3 protein-coding genes are annotated in these 1,963 nt (G+C 39.4%); all 3 read left to right on the forward strand.

Translation table 11 applies throughout. The annotated features are described in order from the left end of the window. The first annotated feature begins 228 nt into the window (after positions 1-228). Positions 229-657 (forward strand): N-acetylmuramoyl-L-alanine amidase, encoded by a 429-nt coding sequence (locus tag NH399_RS25250; protein WP_253044291.1) that lies wholly within the window; start codon positions 229-231, stop codon positions 655-657. A gap of 231 nt (positions 658-888) precedes the next feature. After that, on the forward strand, positions 889-1,365 hold the full coding sequence (locus NH399_RS25255; protein ID WP_253044293.1) for a hypothetical protein: 477 nt from the start codon (positions 889-891) through the stop codon (positions 1,363-1,365). Positions 1,366-1,407: 42 nt separating this feature from the next. Next, the coding region (locus NH399_RS25260; protein WP_253044294.1) for a BRO family protein at positions 1,408-1,963 on the forward strand (556 nt) is incomplete at its 3' end.

Here is a 1,963-nt window from a genome sequence, read left to right on the forward strand (position 1 = left end):
GCTTTAAGCACAATCATTATCAAGAGATTTACTGGAGCTTACAAAGGGAGAATGTAAGAAAAAAGCCTCAAGCTGCTGAGAGAAAGGCAGCGTAAAACTTGAGAATTCCATCAAGTTTACACTAATATCCCCAATGTATTTTTTCTAAGTCTATTCTCGGGGCTGTCCTAAGCCCCTCTTCAAATTAAACAACAAATATTAAACATTCATTAAGGAAAATGAAAAGACATGAGAAAACTAAACAAATTAAACGTATACGGCCTTGTAGTCCATTGTAGCGCCACAAAGCCGAGCATGAAGGTAAACGCACAAGTTATCAAAAAGTGGCACACAGAGGACCGAGGGTGGTCTGATATTGGATACCATTTTGTGATTAATCGTGACGGTTCCTTAGAGTCTGGACGCTCTCTTCAATATCAAGGCGCTCACGTTCGGGGAAACAATCACAACACGATAGGTGTGTGTCTCATAGGTGGGCTTAACGAACAAGGACAAGCAGACGCTAATTACACGCTCGCACAGTATGCAACCTTGAAGAAGCTCTATGATGACTTACGGCTGCGCTTCCCAATTCAGGAGATTCTAGGACATAGAGATTTAGATAAGGGCAAAGATTGTCCCTGTATTGATGTTCGGGCGCTCTTTTCGAGTAAGTAAGATTTGGGCTTCTCCTGGGCAAATAAGTGACGAATTGAGAAGTGGCTAACCCCAGAAGGAAAGAAGCTAAAAGATAAGTCTTAAAGATAGTCTCTAAGATCTCTTAAAGATACCTCTAAGCCTGTCTTAAAAATTACCTATATCACAAGTGGCTACCCCCAGAAGGAAAGATATGGCTTTTGTCTGCTTTCTGATTAATTACAAATAAATTGAATAAGGAAAATTACAAACATGTATAGCACTACGGTTATGTTCAACCTATTACCTGTTAACGTTTATCAAATCAAAGGTGTGCCTTGGTTTGGCTTTGAGGCAATCACAGAGGTTCTAAAGATAGAGGAACCCCTAGAACAACTCATAGAAGAGATAAGCGACTTTAAAAATCTAGTGATATCTGGGGATGGTATCAGTGTGAGTGTAATCACAATCATTCCATATACAGAGGTATTAAAGTTACTTAAGAATCAAAGTAACGTTGATAAGCATAATATTAAGTTATGGCTTGAGCGTGTAAAAAATCGTACATACGAAGAAGAAACCTTGATTGAGTTAAATCAATTAGGAGAAGAGAACCTTATTAAAGAGGTGCTGAGTTTGCGCCAAGAGAATAAGGAGCTGAAAAGTAAGTGTGAGGACCACTTCACTTTTATTGAACATTTAAAAAGAAATTACCTAGCAGATAGTAGAAAAAACAAAGAGCAGCTTTAAGAAACTCTGAGAATGGAACTTATAGAAAGGAATTTAAAATACATGAACGTAATACCATTTGAATTTGATAATCAGAACATCCGAGTAATTGAGAAAGAGGGTGAGCCGTGGTTTGTGGCAAAGGATGTCGCCGAGGCTTTAGGCTACTTAAATACGCGACGTGCAATAGATATGCACTGTAAGTATATGATTTTACTCAAAAGTAACAAAACGGTACTTTTAGAAATTCCCCCAAGAGGTTTACAGATTATCCCAGAGCGTGACGTTTACCGTCTTATCATGCGCTCAAAGTTACCCAGTGCAGAACGCTTTGAGGATTGGGTTGTGTCTGAGGTGTTACCAAGTATCCGCAAAACGGGTGGTTATGCTATCGACCCTCATAACATTGACTTGGAGCAAGCCTTGACGATTGCTCTGGATGCAACAAAGGAAAACAAAGAGCTTAAGCACCAAGCACAAATTGATGCACCGAAGGTCCATGCTTATGATCAGTTGATGGACTGTGAGAACTCGCTAACAGTTTCAGAAGCTGCTAAGGCTTTAGGTATTCGACCACAAAAAGATTTAAGAGATTGGATGTTTGCCAATGGTTGGATCT

Source organism: Pleionea sp. CnH1-48 (assembly GCF_024124665.1).
GTDB lineage: Bacteria > Pseudomonadota > Gammaproteobacteria > Enterobacterales > Kangiellaceae > JAMXSB01.